This window comes from Thiothrix eikelboomii, assembly GCF_900167255.1.
GTDB lineage: Bacteria > Pseudomonadota > Gammaproteobacteria > Thiotrichales > Thiotrichaceae > Thiolinea > Thiolinea eikelboomii.
This window is the reverse complement of record NZ_FUYB01000024.1, coordinates 1-17,441: the sequence shown is the minus strand read 5'-3', so window position 1 is coordinate 17,441 and position 17,441 is coordinate 1. Positions and strand designations below refer to the sequence as shown.

15 protein-coding genes are annotated in these 17,441 nt (G+C 47.3%); 2 read left to right on the top strand and 13 right to left on the bottom strand.

The features are described from left to right. Positions 1–21: 21 nt before the first annotated feature. The 9 genes from B5D50_RS17530 to B5D50_RS17490 form a co-directional block, all read right to left on the bottom strand. Positions 22–1,881, bottom strand: a complete 1,860-nt coding sequence (locus tag B5D50_RS17530) for an alanine racemase (RefSeq protein ID WP_078923958.1) — start codon at positions 1,879–1,881, stop codon at positions 22–24. 6 nt (positions 1,882–1,887) lie between these two features. Next, positions 1,888–3,141, bottom strand: a complete 1,254-nt coding sequence (locus B5D50_RS17525; RefSeq protein WP_078923957.1) for a D-amino acid dehydrogenase — start codon at positions 3,139–3,141, stop codon at positions 1,888–1,890. 3 nt (positions 3,142–3,144) lie between these two features. Continuing rightward, positions 3,145–4,605, bottom strand: a complete 1,461-nt coding sequence (locus tag B5D50_RS17520; protein WP_078923956.1) for an aldehyde dehydrogenase family protein — start codon at positions 4,603–4,605, stop codon at positions 3,145–3,147. Positions 4,606–4,617: 12 nt separating this feature from the next. Further along, entirely contained in the window at positions 4,618–6,231 is a 1,614-nt protein-coding gene (locus tag B5D50_RS17515) for a 5-guanidino-2-oxopentanoate decarboxylase (protein WP_078923955.1), read from the bottom strand. Then, a complete protein-coding gene (speB, locus tag B5D50_RS17510) occupies positions 6,224–7,177 on the bottom strand; it encodes an agmatinase (RefSeq protein ID WP_078923954.1) in 954 nt (317 codons plus the stop codon). Before speB ends, B5D50_RS17515 begins: the two co-directional genes overlap by 8 nt. 74 nt (positions 7,178–7,251) lie before the next feature. Then, positions 7,252–8,676, bottom strand: a complete 1,425-nt coding sequence (locus B5D50_RS17505) for an APC family permease (RefSeq protein ID WP_078923953.1) — start codon at positions 8,674–8,676, stop codon at positions 7,252–7,254. An 81-nt stretch (positions 8,677–8,757) separates the two neighbouring features. Continuing rightward, complete coding sequence (locus B5D50_RS17500; protein ID WP_078923952.1) at positions 8,758–9,720, bottom strand: C45 family autoproteolytic acyltransferase/hydrolase; 963 nt, start codon at positions 9,718–9,720, stop codon at positions 8,758–8,760. 14 nt (positions 9,721–9,734) lie between these two features. Beyond that, a complete protein-coding gene (locus B5D50_RS17495; protein ID WP_078923951.1) occupies positions 9,735–11,201 on the bottom strand; it encodes a biotin carboxylase in 1,467 nt (488 codons plus the stop codon). A 105-nt stretch (positions 11,202–11,306) separates the two neighbouring features. After that, positions 11,307–12,158, bottom strand: a complete 852-nt coding sequence (locus tag B5D50_RS17490) for a carbon-nitrogen hydrolase family protein (protein WP_078923950.1) — start codon at positions 12,156–12,158, stop codon at positions 11,307–11,309. 218 nt (positions 12,159–12,376) lie between these two features. Here B5D50_RS17490 and B5D50_RS17485 point away from each other — a divergent pair, with 218 nt between their 5' ends. Further along, a complete protein-coding gene (locus tag B5D50_RS17485) occupies positions 12,377–13,225 on the top strand; it encodes a helix-turn-helix transcriptional regulator (protein ID WP_078923949.1) in 849 nt (282 codons plus the stop codon). 86 nt (positions 13,226–13,311) lie between these two features. On the opposite strand, the gene B5D50_RS17480 is transcribed toward B5D50_RS17485, so the two are convergent. Together B5D50_RS17480 and B5D50_RS17475 are read right to left on the bottom strand one after the other, a co-directional pair. Next, on the bottom strand, positions 13,312–13,533 hold the full coding sequence (locus B5D50_RS17480; protein WP_078923948.1) for an oxidoreductase C-terminal domain-containing protein: 222 nt from the start codon (positions 13,531–13,533) through the stop codon (positions 13,312–13,314). 90 nt (positions 13,534–13,623) lie between these two features. Next, positions 13,624–14,586 carry a LysR family transcriptional regulator gene (locus B5D50_RS17475; RefSeq protein ID WP_078923947.1) on the bottom strand — a complete coding sequence of 321 codons (963 nt, stop codon included), beginning with the start codon at positions 14,584–14,586 and terminating at the stop codon, positions 13,624–13,626. A 162-nt stretch (positions 14,587–14,748) separates the two neighbouring features. Between B5D50_RS17475 and B5D50_RS17470 the strand changes: the two genes are divergently transcribed. Next, positions 14,749–15,936: an aldo/keto reductase gene (locus tag B5D50_RS17470; protein ID WP_078923946.1), complete on the top strand. Its 1,188-nt coding sequence runs from the start codon at positions 14,749–14,751 to the stop codon at positions 15,934–15,936. 269 nt (positions 15,937–16,205) lie between these two features. Here B5D50_RS17470 and B5D50_RS17460 read toward each other — a convergent pair whose 3' ends face one another. Together B5D50_RS17460 and B5D50_RS17455 are read right to left on the bottom strand one after the other, a co-directional pair. Continuing rightward, entirely contained in the window at positions 16,206–16,820 is a 615-nt protein-coding gene (locus B5D50_RS17460; RefSeq protein ID WP_078923945.1) for a TetR/AcrR family transcriptional regulator, read from the bottom strand. Between the two features lie 8 nt (positions 16,821–16,828). Beyond that, positions 16,829–17,299, bottom strand: a complete 471-nt coding sequence (locus B5D50_RS17455; protein WP_078923944.1) for a hypothetical protein — start codon at positions 17,297–17,299, stop codon at positions 16,829–16,831. Between the last annotated feature and the right edge of the window lie 142 nt (positions 17,300–17,441).

Genomic DNA, 17,441 nt, shown 5'->3' with positions numbered 1-17,441 from the left:
GCTCCCTAGTTGTAAATAGAGTTAAATAATCTGTTGCCCTAAGGCGGATAAGATAAAATGTAACACGGTTCGCACCCGTTGCGGGTTATCATCCGCTTGCAGATGACTCACACTGATACCGAGCAAGGGGGTTGATTGGGCAATATTTTCCATCGCCTGATGGGTTTCACGGAAGGTCAGGCCGCCTTCACCCTCACCACGGTCACCACGAATATCCGTTGCAGTGGGGCTATAGTGTAACCATACTGCTTGAGTGCCGCTGCTAGCGATACGAATTGCACGATTAATCACTTCATGCATACCGAATACATCAATATCCGACATAGTAAACACTTTAATACCAGAGCGATTGAGTGCTGCGGCTTCATCGGGTGTGGTATTACGGAGGCCAACCATGACTAGGTTTTCCGGGCTTAATTGCGGGGTGAGCCTTATTTCAGCCTGCTCACTTTGCATGGCATGGTAGAGCATGCTATGCGGGCTTACCGCATGGAGGGGTTCATAGGCCGCTTCTGCTGCCAGCCAAATCAACCCGATACTCTCAGTGTGTTGAGTGGCTGCTTGTAAGGCTGCCAGTGTGTGCAAGGTATCGGTACTAATCAGCAGAGGAAAGGCTTTAGTTTGTAAAGCAGTACTCACCGCCTCATTGGCTTGCTCCGAACTGGCGCAATGATAAGTATCAGCCGGAGTATCAAAGTGTAAGGCCGCTAGGTTAGCGCTAATGTCGAGGCTAGCTACAACCTCAACGAGCTCCGGTTCAATCAGTTGTGCCAACAGGCGTTCTTGCGAGGCCTGATCCTTGCCTTGAGCCGAGACTGGGGTCTTCCGCACATATTCTGAAGTCATCGCCGCAAGCAGAGCCGGGTAGCTCATATAAAACGACACCGTTGCACCCACTTGCGGGGGAGGATTCACCGCCTCAAGATCAAGAATCAGATGATCACTCGAAGCCCCAATCAGTTCAACACGCGGATCTATAGGCACTAAATGTTCCGGTGAAACATCTTCGCGCCCAATATTCAAAATTCCCCGTAACCGCTCACCACGATCTACAAACACTGGCGTATTACCAAACGCATCGACAGCGGTTTCACCAATCGGAAGGGAAGGTTTGCGTTTCACTGCTAATAATTCACCTTGCAGCACGAAGGCATTGCGATTGAGTAGCTCCCACGGTTCATCATAAAAGGTATCGCGCCCACCTTGTAAAATCGCTTCCCCGACACGTAAATGATTAATCCCCGCAGGTAAGCCTTCTTCTAACAACAAAGGTAAAGAGCCAGAATTACCGCCCGAAACATAGCGCAGCTTAATACCAAACGCTTGTTCGACTTGTTGAGCATATTCAGAGAGTTTGCCTAAATTCGTGCGCGTCGGTTTGACCGCAGATAGGCAAAGTAGGTTAGTACCCAAGCCTGCAATCCGCACCCCGCGCAGTTTCAATACTTGTGCAACGATATGACGGAGATCGTCTGGCCAAATCCCCTCGCGTAGATCACCTAAATCCACCATGAGAATCACCTCATGCACCTTGCCACGGCGCAAAGCAGCTTCAGACAAGGCTTGAATAATAGGGAGTTCCGAGTTCAGGCTAATATCGACATAACGCACCACCTCATCGGCTAAAGCTAGAGGCGGGCTACGTAGGAGTAACATCGGGCAATTAATACCCGCAGCACGGAGGCGACGAATATTCTCAAAGCGTGATTCACCAATCCCTGTGACTCCACCGCGCAACATAGCCCGCGCCACTTGAGGCATACCGCAAGTGCCTTTGGTGACACCAAACACTTCAATCCCTTGCATAGCACAAGTTTGAGTGACTGCACGCGCATTGGCTTCAATAATATCCAGATCAACAATGACTTGTGGGCCTAACATAATGCTTCATCCTTGGAAAATTAAGCCATTCGTATCAATCTCGGGCTTGCGTTGCAGCAACAAATCAGTGACGACTTTGCCGCTACCACAACTCATCGTCCAACCCACATGTCCATGTCCGGTATTGAGTAATAAATTACTAAAGCGTTGTGTGCGCCCTAAGACGGGAACAGAACTGGGCATCATAGGGCGTAAACCTGCCCAATATTCAGCCTTGTCATAATCTGCACCCTGTGGGAATAATTCCCGAATCGTGGCGAGTAAAGCGCGGAAATCAGAGGGTTTATGGCTGCGATCATAACCTGCAAATTCAGCCGTACAGGCCACACGTAAGCGATCCCCTAAGCGTGAATACGCAATCAAACGATCATCATCGACTCCGCCGATCGTCGGGGCTTGTTCGGGATCCAGAATCGGGGCAGTAATGGAATAACCCTTGACTGGATACAGCGGCAATTTAACACCTATTGTTTCGAGTAATAAGGGGCTATCACAGCCTGCAGTCATAATGAAGGCATCAGCGCTAAAGCGCCCCTGATCGGTTATCACGGCGGTGACTTTATCGTTTTGGGTTTCAAAGCTTTGAATCGTGGTCTGCCAATTAAATTGCACCCCTTGATTCGCTTCGCTCCATGCAGCTAATTCCCGACTAAAGCGACAGGAGTCTCCGGTTTGATCAATCGTGCATAAAATGCCACCGGCAATCTTATCCGCCGACCCAGTAAAGCCCGGATCTAAGGCCACAATTTGTTGGCGATCTAATACCTTAATCGGTAAACCTTGATCTGCCATAAACTGCATATGCTCCACACCGTGTGCTAGGGTTTGCTCAGAGCGATAGAAGTACAGCACCCCTTGTTGAGTACGATTAAAATCAATCTGGGTATGCTCGGCGATCTGCTGCATTTGCTCGCGTGCATAGACGGCAAGGCGTAATTTTTTCAGCGTATTGCTTTGCGATTTCTGCTGAGTGCATTCGGTTAAAAAGCGTAAAGTCCAAGCAAAAAGGCGCGGATCCCAGCGTAGTTTCACTTTTATCCCCAAATCGGGATTAAACAGCGAACTCATAAAGGTTTTCAGTGCCGCCGGTGAGGCCCAAGCAAATGAGTCTCCGGGGGTAACTAACCCAGCATTGCCATAACTGGTTTCCGAGGCGGCGGCCGCTTGGCGATCAATCACCACGACCTCACAACCGGCCTGTGCCAAATGATAAGCGGTGGCGACCCCGACTACGCCTGCTCCGAGAACGATGACTTTCATAACTTATCCTTGCGTATCATAGACACTAATATGTTTAACGCCGAGATAGGCGGATAAGCCCCAAGGCCCCAATTCACGCCCAATACCACTGCCTTTAAATCCTCCCCAGGCGGTTTGGGGGAAAATAACTTGCGGCGAATTAATCCAAATATGTCCTGCCCAGATTTGATTAGCGACTCGTTGCGCTTGTTCTAAATCGGCACTAATCACCGTAGCGACTAGACCATAATCGGAGTCATTAGCCAGTTCAATCGCTTCTGCTTCCGTATCAAAGTAGGTGACGACTAACACCGGACCAAAAATCTCTTCACGCCAGAACGGGTGATTGCGGTCAATATGATCGTAGATAGTGGGAGGGACAAACCAGCCGGTTTGGTTTGCTGCGACTTCACCCCCTGCCAGACACTCTAAACCGTCTTGTTGCGCCTGCTTAAGCAAGCCTGTGACTTTTTGGTATTGAGGTAGATTGCTGAGTGGTCCCATTTCCACCCCTTCAGTAAAGGGTGAGCCGAGTTTGATATTGCGAGTGCGTTCTACCAGAGCGGGCATCAGTGTTTCAGCACAACTACGTTCTACTAAAAGGCGTGAAGTAGCCGAACACATTTGCCCGCAATTAAAGAAAATACCCGCAATAATTTGCTCAACTGCTGGCTCAATGGGCGCATCTTTAAAGACGACAATGGCTGATTTACCGCCTAGCTCTAGCGAGACTGGTTGGCAGCGTTGGGCAGCAGTTTGCATGACCCGCGAACCAATTAGATTGCTACCTGTAAAGGATAATTTCGCCAGTTTCTTGCTTTGGGTAATAGCGATGCCTGTGGTGGCCGCACCCGTTAGAATATTAAGTACGCCACTCGGTAAGCCAATAGCTTGAGCAATATCGGCATAAACCAGTTCGGCCAAAGGCGTGTATTCGGAGGTTTTTAAAACAATAGTGCAACCTGCGGCTAGGGCTGGAGCAATTTTCCAAGCACTCGTTACCAGTGGGAAATTCCACGGCACTATCATGCCTACTGCACCCACGGGTTCAAGGCGGGTTTGACCTTGGTAACTAGGATCTGGTAGATCAACTGGTTTGTTTTGTTTAGCCTCTAGTTGCTCGGCTTGTTCGGCATAATAGTTAAAGGTCGCAATCGCGTCTGAAACATCAATATCCGCTTCAAAACGCGGTTTGCCATTATTGCGCATTTGGACATCTATCAAGTATTCACGTCGTTGTTCTAAGCCTTGAGCAATCTGACGTAAATATTCAGCGCGTTGATGACCGCCTAATTCCCGCCATGCGGGAAAGGCAGCATTGGCAGCTTCTATGGCTTGCTCAACTTGTGGGGTGCTTGCGGCTTTAAGTGTGGTAATAGCTTGGGTAGTCGAAGGATCATAGACGACAATTTCTTCGCCTTCCCCAGCGATAAACTCACCTTTGCTGTATAAACTTAAAGAGCGCTCTAGGAGTGGATTATGCATGTTTTTTCTCTCCTACCAGTGCAGCGCTTGCGCTTCGTTAATTTCAATCAGCGTGGGCTTAGCAGCTTGATAGGCAAGCTCTAATTGCACTTGTAAGTCACTTAAACTCTCCGCTCGAATGGCATAACAACCATAACCCCGCGCAATGGTGAGTAAGTCTGGGGTATAAATATCTACACCAATGGTCGGAATGTCACGATCCTGCATATAGCGTTTAATTTCGCCATAGCATTGGTTATTCCAGACCACAATCGGCAAAGCTAGCCCTTGTTCCACTGCCGTAGCGAGCTCGGGTAAAGTAAACTGCAAGCCCCCATCACCAATCAGACTGATCACAGCACGTTTAGGCTGCGCAATTTTGGCACCAATCGCCGCTGGCAGGGCATAACCTAAAGTGCCGTAGCCGGTACTGGAGTTAAACCATGCATGGGTAGTGTCGGGTTCATCGGTGAGATTGCCCGTATAAACGGGTTGATTCTGATCTCCGACTATCATCGTTTCAGGGTAGACTGCACGCATATGAGCGATCACGCGCTGATGGGCTTGTTGAGTGGAGCTTAATAAGCCTTGCAATTGCTGACGTAAATTTTGCGCTTGTGCCACGGTGTGAGTCAGTGGCTGATGATCGACTAGGGCTGTATTTAACGCTTCTAAGGCTAATTTAGCATCAGCGGTAATAGCTAGTGTGGGGGCGGCATTGCGATACAGTTGCTCAGGATCAAGATCAATACGAATCAGCTTACCTGTAAGCTCCGGTTTGCTATCAAAGAGTAAGGTATCCGTTTCACCGAGTTCTGTGCCTACTGCTAACACGACATCCGCAGCACGCAATAAATCTAATATTGGGCGTTGGGGTAAGGTGCTACCGAGTGATAAAGGATGGGCAGGAGGTAAAATACCTTTGCCATTAATAGTGGTAACGGTTAAAGCACCTAAGCGCTCAGTTAATGCTTGTGCAGATTGCGCGGCATCGGCTGCACCTCCTCCAAAGATCAATAAGGGGGTTTGCGCTTGCGCTAATAATTGAGCGGCCTGTTGAATAGAGTCAGGGCTAGGGGCAGGGCGGGAACTTTTAGCCACTATCGGTAACTTTAAATGGGCAGCGGAGGCAGTAATCACATCTAGCGGTAATTCAATATGTACCGGACGTGGGCGGGCAGAATTGAAAATGGCAAAAGCTCGCGCCATCACTTCATTCAATTCATCAGGGCGCAAGAGGGTATGGCTAAAGGCACTGACTCCGGCTAATAAATTACGTTGCGAAGGTAATTCGTGCAGACGTCCAGATCCTAAAGCTAACTCATGGCGACCATTGACCGCAGAAATCACCAGCATAGGGATAGAATCCGCATAAGCTTGCCCCATTGCAGTCGCAATATTGGTCATGCCGGGACCCGTGATAATAAAGCAGGCGGCAATTTTCCCTGTGGTACGCGCATAACCATCGGCCATAAAGCCCGCCCCTTGTTCATGGCGGGGGGTAATATGAGTAATTTTGGTATTGGGTAAACCGCGATACAGCTCTACGGTATGCACTCCCGGAATACCAAACACAGTATCCACGCCATAGGCTGCTAGGAGTTCAACCAAATACTCGCCACAGGTTTTAAAGACAGTATTAGGCATAACGAACCCCCGGCATGACGCAGAGTATTTCATAGGCCATATTCGCACCGACTAAGGCGGTATTACCCGTAGTGTCATACGCAGGCGAGACTTCAACGACATCGCCACCGACTAGATTAAGGCCACGACAACCGCGAATAATTTCTAAGCCTTGGGTGATAGTTAAACCACCGACCTCCGGTGTGCCAGTACCGGGGGCAAAACTGGGGTCTAGGCCATCAATATCAAATGAAATATAAGTCGGGGTATCGCCAATACGGGCGCGAACTTCCTGCATTAAAGGCGCGAGTGATTGATACCAACATTCTTCGGCTTGGACGACACGAATACCTTGTTGGCGACACCAATCGAAATCCTCCGCTGAATAACCTGTGCCACGTAAACCAATTTGCACCATTTTATGGGTATCAATCAGTCCTTCTTCAATGGCACGGCGGAAGGGGGTGCCGTGGGCGATTTTTTCCCCGTACATAGTATCATTCACATCGGCATGTGCATCGACATGCACGATAGCCACTGGCTGTTTAAGCTTGCGATGTAAAGCGCGGAGGATAGGTAGCACAATGGTATGATCCCCGCCTAAGCTAATCGGTTTGACACCAGCGGCAAATACCTTGTCATAGAACTCCTCAATCAGACGAATCGAGTCTAAAAGATTGTAGGTATTAATCGCGCAATCGCCTAAATCAGCAACCTGCAAAGAATCAAAGGGTGCAGCTCCGGTCGACATATTATACGGGCGCAGTAAGCTCGATTCAGCACGAATAGCGCGTGGGCCAAATCGTGCTCCGGTGCGATTGGAGGTACCAATATCAAAGGGTACACCGATAAAGCCGACATCAATCCCAGCATAGCGAGTGCTGGTCGGCAAACGCATCATGCTGGCAAGACCGCCGGAGCGAATCATCTCATTACCACTGAGGGGTTGGTTAAATGAATTAGCCACAACATTCTCCTTAGTCAATCTCAGCTCCAGTACGCCTTGAGCTAGGAGCTGAGTTTAAATGAATAATTAATACCTTAATGTTTCTCAACTGGATAGCGAACCACCTCTGGCATATTCACTGGATTCAAACGTGAATGGCGAATACTAAAGACAAAATAGGTCGTTGTGGCGATTCCAATCCAAATAGCAAAATAGAAGAAGGTCACAGGCGGCAAACCAGATAAGACGTAGACACAAAAGCCTATCGCTAGCAGAGGGGTAGCCGGATAAAATGGTACTTTAAAACTACGAGGTAATTCTGGGTGGGTATTACGCAAAATAATCACCCCGATTGAAACCGCAGAAAATGCGACCAAGGTTCCAATGCTGGTTAAGTCAAATAATACATCGGCGGGGGTAAAGCCAGCTGCTAGCATAACGATAATACAGACTAATAAAATATTATTAGTTGGGGCATTTTTAATGGGGCTAATGCGCTCAAAAAAGCTAGGAATCATCCCATCACGCCCCATAGCATATAGAATCCGAGTTTGGCCATAGAGTACGATTAAGATAACACTAAAAGTAGAAATCACGGCACCCAAAGCAAAAATAGTGGCAGGCCAAGTCGCACCCGTCACATTTTGTAGAATCTGAGCAAGCCCTGCTTTTTGCCCCTCAAATTCAGCGGCAGGTTGAGCACCAATCGCGGTGAGACTGATCAAAATATAAAAACCCGTCACAATACACAGCGCCAAAATAATAGCGAGTGGCAGATTACGCTTAGGGTTTTTTACCTCCTCGCCAGCGGTAGAAATCGCATCAATCCCGATAAAAGAGAAGAATACAGTAGCCGTAGCGAGCCACACTCCGGTATAGCCGTGTGGGGCAAAAGGTTGCATATTGTCACTATTAAAGGCAGTGATAGCGATACCAATAAACATACATAAAATAAATAGTTTAACCACCACCATAATGGTATTCACCACGGTGGACTCTTTAGAGCCACGCAGTAATAACACACAACATAAAGCGACGATCACCATAGAGGGTAGATTCACCACGCCACCGGCAGCAGGAACATTACTGAGGCTATCTGGGAATTTAAAACCTAGGGTAATCTCAAGGAATTTATTTAAATACTCGCCACTACCCACCGCAATCGCTGCGGCAGATACGCCATATTCTAATAACAAACACCAAGCCACTAAATAAGCCAGATACTCGCCTAAAGTTGCATAAGCATAGGAATAAGAAGAGCCAGAAGCGGGAATACAAGAGGCCATTTCAGCATAAGATAAGGCCGTCAATGCAGCTGTAATGGCGGCTAGGATAAAAGCAAAAATAACCGCAGGACCTGCTTGAGGAACGACATCATTTAAGACTACAAAAATCCCCGTACCGATGGTCGCGCCGACCCCTAGCATGGTGAGTTGAAATAGCCCTATGGTCGGTTCTAATTGGGTTCGCTCGGGTTGGATGGGCTTTTTGCGCATCATGGAAGAGAGGGTATTACTCATTGCTATTCCTCCTAGGCTTCATCTAAGTCTGATACTGATTGGGGTTAGGTGTTATGTCTTGGGTGTTTATACAAGGATGCTTCATCCTTCTGGGGCAGGATTAGCTGCCTCTAAAGATTGTTGCCACGTTCGATGCGGCCAAAGTAAGGTCATACTGCCTAGGTCAGGGCGGTAAAGGGCGGTATACAGCGTGCCAAAGCCGCGTGCATATTGGGTGCTATACAAGGGGGGCTGTAAAAAGCTGTGAATAAACTCTTCAGCCGTTTGTTCAGCGTTTGCTAGGCTTTGGATTAAAAAGCTTTCGCGCTCTAGGGTCGCCGTTGCTAGCGCATGTTGAGGCCATTCCACCAATTGTTGATGGTTGGTAGCAATGGCTAAGGGATTAACTTGTACTTGCCGGTCTGGAGCGACTAATACCGTGCAAGCCTCTCCTAGGCGATCCAATAGGGTGATGTTATAAGCCATATGACTAGGGATATGACGCAACACAGCCACTGCATCCGCTAGATCCCGACAAGTCTCTAGGATATAACGTAAAATTAGTGGAATACCAAAGCCGATACCTACCAATTTGCGTCCACCAAAGGCCAAAGACACTACTAGCCCCGCACTGTTCATGCCATCGAGTACCCCCCACAAGCAATCGCCACTGGCTATGACTGGTTTACCGAGCCATGAGCTGTGCATCACGGTGCCTTCTAATAGGGCAGGGTGATAGTCATAGTTACGAATTAAGAACGGAGTGGTTTTAGTCCAAACCGCTTGTGAGCAACTGACATAATAAGGGGGCGGACAGTACATACTTAAAAAGCGTGCGGCCGTATCCCCCCCGCCCGCTAATTCACATAAGCGTTCATAAATCGGCAGTAATTCAGGCATATAGGCACGTAATTGGCGCAAGCTTTGTAAATAGGTCGGCTGTTGACCGATACCCTTCTTTAAAAACCAACGCTGATACGCAGGCCAAGCACGATTAAACAGTGCTTGCCATTGCGTGTCGGGCCATGCCTCGTGCATGGCATGAAAACCGTATTGTAATTTCATGCCCTTGCCAACCTTTAGAGAATCTTAAATGCGCCCGCATCGAGATTATAAGCGGGTTGCGCGGGAGCCGTTTCAATGGGGATCGCTTGATAGTATTGCTGGATACCTTTGATCCATGCTCTAGCGCGTTCATTAAGCTCAAAGTTATCATCCATCAGGCGGCCACGAGTGATTAAAATCCCCAGATCTGCGCCTTCATAGTGATAATCGCCTACTCCACTAATCCGTAAATAAAACGCTTCCTGTTCGGTTTCGACTGCACGCCGATGATAGTCAAAATGGGCATAGCTGACTTGACCGTGCTCATCCATATGCCAAATGCCAGATTCGGGGGCGTGGGTAATATAGCCCACACTATCAGCGGTATGCTTCATAACGAGCTGACTCCAGCTATCCACATTGTCTGGATGCGCCCAGCGCTCATTCATTTCAGCAATATCCAATTCAAACGGAATATCGCTCATTTCCAGCAAATGGAATAAAAACAAGGGTGCATCCGCATGAGCAAAGGCAGCATGATTGGTCATAGAGCTAGCCCCCGTCACCCGTGGATTAAGCTCGCCTAAATACAGTTGCCCCGAGTCCTGATCAATCAAAAAGTCCAATTCAAAGTAACCGCGATAGCCTTCTTCACGTAAGGCTTCCCCGAATTTGAAGGTATAATCACGTGCTTGATCACGAATCGCTTGAGTAAAGGCATTGGCAAAAATTTCATTGCCACACCAACCACCTTTATAAGGAGTTAGCTCTTTAAAACCGACTAGTTCAGTCATTAACGGGCCGACAATCGTGCCATTTTTAGTGGTACAGGCTTCAATCGCCGAGCCGCGTACCTTGAGGCGCTTCATGATTTTGACTTCGCCTTCACCAATGATCTGATCTGCATAACGGTTAAAGTCTTGCTCATTGGCAATAAAAAAGGTGGTATGACCAGAATCACCATAGGCAGTTTGTAAGACGAGATCACCACCTAAGCCAGCATGATCGGCTAGCTCACATAATTGGGCATAGCTCGTTACTTCAGCCAAGGTATTAGGAATGCTTGGTACGCCCGCTCGATTACCAATCCGCACGGTTTCGATCTTATTGTCCACGCGCTGACGTAAGGCTGCTTTAGGAAACCAGACTTCTAAGCCTAACTCTTGGCAGAGCTGCTCGGTTTCTTCATCAAACATTAAAAACACGGCTTTAGCATCACCGCCGCGCTTATTTAAGGAATCAATAACTTCTTTATGTTGCAGCAGATAATTATTAATGTCTTCAATACTTTCAAATTCGCGGTGCGGTGTTTCGCTCGGGACTAAGACAGCGGGGTGGCGTCCATCAAAGCAGTCAATGTAGTTGATGTAGTAAAAATTACGTACCCACTCATTAATTCCCAGTAGGTTGAAATTGGTCGCGCTAATAAAATAAATCGGGGTTTCATTGCGATGGAAATAACGGCGTATTTCCGAGATATTGCGTAGTGTAGTGGTCGTCATAGCGGTGTTCCTAAAACAGGCGATAAGAACTTTAAGGCAATAGAGAGCTAGGCTAGCTCATAGCCAGCCTCTTCAATTTCACATCAATAAACTTAAGTGTTAGCGTTACGGTCGGCGGCGTAGTTGCATAGGGCCTAAACTATCCAGATAGGCTTGCTTGACCTGTCGGTCATATACAGTGAAGTCAACGGCACGATCACGAAAACTCTTTAATACTTGACCTAAACCCATAATCCCGTTTTGGCGTTCGTGGCGTACTTGCTCTAGATTAATTTCAAGGGGGAAGACTTCTTCGAGTGTACCTGCTTGATGCAGTACCCGCCCAGCAGAATCAATGACACAAGATAAACCATTGCCACAATCCCCTAAGCCATTCACATCAAAGAAAAAGCATTGATTAGTAATCGCAGAAGCACGCGCAATCGTCAGTTCAGCATTGCGGTCAATTGTGTCGGTAAAGGTGGGGTGAATAATCACTTCAGCGCCTAAAGCTGCGAGTGAGCGAGTGGTTTCGGGAAACCACATATCATAACAAATCGAAACCCCAAAGCGCCCAACCGCAGGCACATCAAACACCACAAAGCGATCACCCGCAGTGATGCCACGCTCAAAGGGCAAAAACGGGAATTGCTTGCGATAACGTTCGATCACTTCGCCTTGTGGATTAATAATCGGTGTAGTGTTGTAGATCTTGCCTTCAGCTGCTTCAAACAAAGACCCCGGAATCAGCCAAATTTTAAATTGCTCAGCCCAGCGTTGAAAGTTGTGTTCGGCAGGTCCTGGCAGGGGTTGTGCATGGCTTGGATAAGGACCAAAGGTGGCTAATTCACTGAATACCACCATTTGTACCCAAGGAAAGCGTGCCATAAGGCTCGCTAATTTAGCGTACATTTTATCTAAATTGGAGGTGGTAGCAGACAACTGCATCTGAATGCCTGCAATTGCAAACGGTATCATTAGCTCTCCTCTTCTAACTGATAACAATAAAGTGTTGCTACACATCCACGAAGGTTAAGCAAACATTGATGGATGAGGTTAAGATTAACAACTGATTGACCTGAGAGCTGTACCACATTTGTAGTAGCACTTTAATGTGGGCGATAGCGCTTCGGGATTAGCGATTTTTGTTGCTATAAACTTACCGTTTGAGCCTCGCTCAAGTTTTTGGATGATTTATGCAAACATTGGCCATTAATCAATTTAACCAAACGATAGCCGCCTTATTTACCAGCTTAGGGCAGGATGAGTTCTATCTGTCACTTGTGAGTTTTATTTATCAGCAAGTTCCTGCTGATAGCTCAGTAGTGCTGTTATATCAACGCGGTGCTAGTCCGAAACTATTATTAGATAGAATGACGGAGCGCGACCGCAGTGCGATGCAAGCGCATTATTTTGCAGGTGCTTATTTATTAAGCCCTTTTTATTTGCGTTGGATCGCTGATCCTTTGCAAGATTATTTAGGGCGGCTTGCTGATATAGTACCCAAAGGTTTTTTTGACAGCGTATATTATCGCGATTATTACGGGCGCTCTGGCTTAAATGATGAAATGAGTTATTTAATTCCTCTGTCAGCTCAAACGGCTATTTTATTTTCTTTAGGGCGTTCCGAGGCCTTACCTTTATTTTCAGAGCTTGAAAAAACTGAACTGAATGCTGTGTATCCTATTATTGTTCGGGCGATCCAACGCCATGCCTCTTTAGTGACACTGCCTACCTCGACCCGACTCAAAGTTTGGTTAGATGATGGGGTAAAGTTATTTGGACAGTCACTGCTGACAGAGCGCGAGCAACATGTCGTGCAAATGATGTTGCAAGGCCATTCCTCTAAATCTTGCGCTAAGGTCTTAGCTATTTCTCCAACCACTGAGCGCGTACATCGACGTAATATTTACACTAAACTGAATATTTCGTCACAAGCAGAATTATTTAAGCTATTTTTTGCAGCTATCTCGGCCGAGAATTTAACACAAGGTATTGATCCGTTAAGTGCTTTGCGCTCTAAAGCAAGCAAGACCTCAGTTTAATTTAAGAGCTGTGTGTGATGTTAAGTTCTGAGCTTTTTTAAATTCATCGTGGCATCCGCCAATAAACTGGGTTCAATCACTGCCCCTTAGCCCATCAAGATCTCCGCACTGCGAATATCTTTTGCTACAGCGGTTGCAAGGCCAATACCCGCTGCGGCCACTAATTTGCCGTTTTTGCCGTTAGTGTCGAATTCAAATTCAATAAACGAAGTTTCCCCCAAACGGCGTACTACCCGCTGACGATCAGCTGAGGTCAAACCTGCGACTTGCAAACCTAATTCATATTGATCTGACCAAAACCAAGGCACAGCAGTATGTGGGGTTTGTGCACCGAGTAAATGCCGCGAGTCGAACCTTTTTGAATGATTCTCAAGTGAAGTGCATCAGCTACAACTACCTTAAGCAAGCTGTTGTGCTCGTTGTTCACCTTCCAACAGCTCTTGCATGCTTAGAACATAATCAGTGTTGTTGAGTAAGCGGCCTAGGGTTAATTCAATGAAGGCACGTACCCGCTCGGGTTGTGAGCGGCGACTGCCGTAATATACAAAATAGCTAGCGATGTCGGGCATCTGTTTAATCATTAATGGGAGTAAAGCGCCTGAACGTAGATAGGGCGCTGCAGTTGCTCCCGACAATTGCCCAAGGCATTGACCCGCTAGGATTGCTTGCAATTCTAGATTTTCGTCATTGCTATAAAAGGCAGCTTGGATCGGGTACGAAATAATGCCTGCATCAACTTTAAAAAACCACGGAAAAACTTTGCCTGTACCATGATTCCGAAAAGCACTGCAACGATGTTTGGCTAAGCTGGCCAGCGTTTGGGGGCTACCATAGCGAGCCAAATAGGTAGGGGCCGCACATAGAATCAGTTGAGCTGGAAATAGCGGTCGAGCAATCACCCCTTCTTCGGGCGAAGGACCTAAACGGAAACCCACATCCACGCGATCCTCAACCCAATTACCGACCTCATCTTCCAATTGCACATCAGGTTGGATCTGGGGGTATTGGCTACAAAATTCGTCCAATAAGCGCCATAGAATCGGTACAAACGTGGTGCGTGGCCCGACAATATGCAAAGGCCCTGACATCTGATGCTTGGTTTGTTGGGTGGCTTGCATAGCCCGCTCTAGCTGGACTAAGGCGGGTTGAGCTTCCTCTAATAATCGTTGACCTTCATCGGTCAATGCCATCACCCGAGTAGTCCGATGGAATAGTCGTACATCCAAATGGCGCTCAAGCTGAGCTAAAGCTTGGCTAGCAGCTTGTGGACTTAAGTTAAGTGCGAGGGCTGCTTTGCGCAAACTACCTAATTCGGCCGTTTTGATAAAAATAGACAGCGTGCGTAATTCGTTGATAGCCATAATTCACCATTAGATTAGCAAGTAATTGATGATAATCCATCAAGCGATTACTCGCTATTCAGTTGCGAATGTTTCGCTTAAAGTCTGGCGATAGCTTGAATAGGAAACAAAGCCTAATTTTGAGTAAGGCCGATTTTAAACAGCAGGATAGAGGTAGATTTTGTGAAGCATACATCAAAAGATCAAACGGGAGAGCCTAGTTTGGCTCTGGTCAATCGCCGTCAAATACTTGGTGCGGGGATCGCATTGGCCGCCGCTTCCTTATTACCGCCAAGTAAAGTCCAAGCACAGGATCAGGGCGCGACAGGTGTCAATCCACCGCCACCATCCGCACTGTCTAATCAGCGCCGTCAGTTGGGTAAGTTAGAAGTCTCCAGCATCGGTCTTGGCGTGCAAAATATGAGCCGTACCTATCAAACGACGATTCCGACCCGCACTGAGATGCTGAATATCATTCGGACAGCTTTTGATCAGGGGGTTACTTTTTATGATGCAGCGGAGGCTTATGGTCCCCATGAGGTCGAACGGATTCTAGGTGAGGGTATTACCCCATTTCGAGACCAAGTGGTGATTGCTTCAAAGTTTGGCTGGAATATTGACCTTGAAACAGGAGAGCGTCGCCCCGGACTCAATAGTCGCCCTGAGCATATTCAATTGGCGGTGGAAGGCATGCTCAAACGTTTGCGAACGGATCGTATTGATCTTTTGTATCAACATCGGGTTGATCCTCAAGTACCGATTGAGGATGTTGCTGGCGTGGTCAAAGACTTGATGGGACAAGGTAAGGTGTTGCATTGGGGGCTATCCGAGATGGGGCCGAATACTCTGCGGCGTGCTCATGCTCTCTTGCCGGTGAGTGCTGTGCAGAATGAATATTCAATGTTATGGCGTGGACCAGAAAAACAGGTGCTTGCTCTGTGTCAAGAGTTAGGGATTGGTTTTGTGCCGTGGAGTCCCTTAGGGGTAGGGTTTTTGACAGGAGCTATTGATGCAAAAACGCAATTTGCTCCCGGTGACATTCGTGGCGTGGAGTCACGGTTTTCACCTGAAAATCTGCCGCATAACCTCGCGCTGATGGAGCTGTTGAACTTATGGGCGCAACGCAAACAAGCAACTGCCAGCCAAATAGCCTTAGCTTGGCTATTGGCGCAACAGCCTTGGATTGTGCCTATTCCAGGTACGACCCAAATGGCGCATTTGCTTGAGAATATCGGAGCGAATGCCCTGCGCTTTACTGAGGCTGAACTCACTGAACTGAATGCAGCAGTCTTAGCGATCAAAGTTCAGGGGCAACGTCTGCCTGATCAAGTACTGGTCTTCTCGGATGTTGAAGCGCCTCCAAAAAACTAACAGCTCGAAATTGGCAAAGTGCGCTGTTTGTGGGTAGCCATCGCTTTTTAGGGCATGAAATGCGGGAGTTGGGTTTTTGTACTCATTTCCGCTACCCACGAAGCGACTTTAGATTGATTTACCCGTTATCCTGAGTTAATCAGTTTTTATGTCGCAGGGGGTGGAATGGAGGTGGCGATTGCAGCCCTAGAAAATCTTTGATGCAATGAAATTTCTCATTGAGGAAATCGAGACTTGCAAATTTTGCGAGTGAAATTTAGATCAGTTTTTTAGGCATGCTGGCGAATAGCACTTAAATATAAGTCCCAAACGCCTAAGCTCATCGGTTCTAGGGTAGCCGTCGAACCTTGCAGCATGGCTTGCATTACTAGGCCCTGAATGGAGCCAATAAATAAGGTAGCTGCGCTGCGTTCATCCAAGTTGGGTAGTGCTTGTTGGCTTGCTTTGGCTTGCTGCAGTACACCGATCAGAATACCACTATAGGTTTGCAACATACTCGCCACTTCCTGTTTGATGGGCGAGTCATTGGGTTGTTGCAATTCATGGAAAATGAAACGGGGTACGCCAGGATTTTCCTGCACAAATTGCAGATGAGTACAGTAGATATTCGCCAAACTCGTCAGTGGGTTAGGTGAGGACTGTGCAGCCGTTTGTATTAGCGGCAATAAATTTGCAGTCAGCCATTGCGCTACGCTCAACCAGATTGCCTGTTTATTAGGAAAATGCCGAAATACTGCACCTTGGCTCAAACCGACTACTTTAGCTATCTCAGTAGTGGTGATGCTAGCAGGCTCTTGCCGTGCTGCTAGATGCAAAACAGCTTGCACCATTTCGGCTTGGCGAATTTCTGCGGATTGGCGTGTTGGTAATCTAGAGTGGCTCATGAGTTTATTTACTGAGTAGTAGAGATAGGATCAATTCGATAAATTTGATGACAAGCGAGGCAATTATTCATCAACTTACTCAGTTGTTGCAAAGAGTGATTGGGATCACCCACTTGTTTGGCATCTAAGGCTAGAACATCAAATTTTTCATGAGTGTCTAGCCCTAGTTTTTTAAAGTCTAGGGGGAGTTTTCCCATCAAGGATGCCGGTACCTCTTGTGCGGTTGAAGCTCCAACTTTGCTAGCTGCTTCGGCCACTAATTTCATGTCTTTGGCTGAAATACCCTCAGTGATTTGTTGGACGCTGGTGAGGAAACCACGCATTTCAGCTAATACTAAATCCCTCTCTTCGGGTGGTAGTAACAAAGCATTGCGCCCATCAGTGCTTGGTGCGGTGCTTCCTTGAATACCAAATTTATAAATACCTGCGAATAGTGAAATAACTAAGAGAAAACTAATGCCCCAGCATAATCTACACATATCAATACTACCTTGTTAGTAATTAATTACTAACATAATACAGACAAGCTATTTTGAATACAAGGCTGATGATTTAGGCAGTTGTAAGCTTAGCCCAAACGGCCTCTAGGGAAGGAGTACGGGGTGTGCTGTTGGATGCGAG

Coding starts and splice junctions, on each gene's coding strand:
- B5D50_RS17530 (WP_078923958.1), bottom strand. CDS start 1,881: ATGTTAGGCCCACAAGTCATTGTTGATCTGGATATTATTGAAGCCAAT.
- B5D50_RS17525 (WP_078923957.1), bottom strand. CDS start 3,141: ATGAAAGTCATCGTTCTCGGAGCAGGCGTAGTCGGGGTCGCCACCGCT.
- B5D50_RS17520 (WP_078923956.1), bottom strand. CDS start 4,605: ATGCATAATCCACTCCTAGAGCGCTCTTTAAGTTTATACAGCAAAGGT.
- B5D50_RS17515 (WP_078923955.1), bottom strand. CDS start 6,231: ATGCCTAATACTGTCTTTAAAACCTGTGGCGAGTATTTGGTTGAACTC.
- B5D50_RS17505 (WP_078923953.1), bottom strand. CDS start 8,676: ATGAGTAATACCCTCTCTTCCATGATGCGCAAAAAGCCCATCCAACCC.
- B5D50_RS17500 (WP_078923952.1), bottom strand. CDS start 9,720: ATGAAATTACAATACGGTTTTCATGCCATGCACGAGGCATGGCCCGAC.
- B5D50_RS17495 (WP_078923951.1), bottom strand. CDS start 11,201: ATGACGACCACTACACTACGCAATATCTCGGAAATACGCCGTTATTTC.
- B5D50_RS17490 (WP_078923950.1), bottom strand. CDS start 12,158: ATGATACCGTTTGCAATTGCAGGCATTCAGATGCAGTTGTCTGCTACC.
- B5D50_RS17485 (WP_078923949.1), top strand. CDS start 12,377: ATGCAAACATTGGCCATTAATCAATTTAACCAAACGATAGCCGCCTTA.
- B5D50_RS17475 (WP_078923947.1), bottom strand. CDS start 14,586: ATGGCTATCAACGAATTACGCACGCTGTCTATTTTTATCAAAACGGCC.
- B5D50_RS17460 (WP_078923945.1), bottom strand. CDS start 16,820: ATGAGCCACTCTAGATTACCAACACGCCAATCCGCAGAAATTCGCCAA.
- B5D50_RS17455 (WP_078923944.1), bottom strand. CDS start 17,299: ATGTGTAGATTATGCTGGGGCATTAGTTTTCTCTTAGTTATTTCACTA.